This window comes from Anaerococcus tetradius ATCC 35098 (assembly GCF_000159095.1).
GTDB classification, from domain to species: Bacteria; Bacillota; Clostridia; order Tissierellales; family Peptoniphilaceae; genus Anaerococcus; species Anaerococcus tetradius.
Genome location: NZ_GG666364.1, coordinates 1 through 369, shown reverse-complemented (window position 1 = coordinate 369; position 369 = coordinate 1). Strand labels below are relative to the sequence as shown.

1 pseudogene is annotated in these 369 nt (G+C 27.4%); it reads right to left on the bottom strand.

Annotation, left to right across the window (positions count from 1 at the left end):
- A pseudogene (locus tag HMPREF0077_RS10195) lies at nucleotides 1-369 on the bottom strand (single-stranded DNA-binding protein); the annotation flags it as partial.

Below are 369 nucleotides of genomic sequence, written 5' to 3'. Positions count from 1 at the left end.
CTGATGAATTTTGCATTTCCTTCCTTGTCATTTTCAGCAATAGAAAAGGAGGCTACTTTAAAGTCCCTCCCATCTTTTGATTTTAAATCTTTAATTTCTATATCAGTTGCTATATTTCCATCTATATTTAATGTATCCTTCTCTTTATTATCTATATCTTTCATTTCTTTATCTCCTTGTTCTTGATTAGCTTCTAAGTTTTCTTTTAACTCTTCTTCGTCTATATATTCAATAAACTTTTCATCAATAAGACCCATAACTGAATCGTTCATATAATTATCATAGGCATTATTAAGAACATTTTCATTTTCTACTCCTGTTTCAAGAGATATAATACCTTTTACAAATTCTTTATGATTATATTCTGCT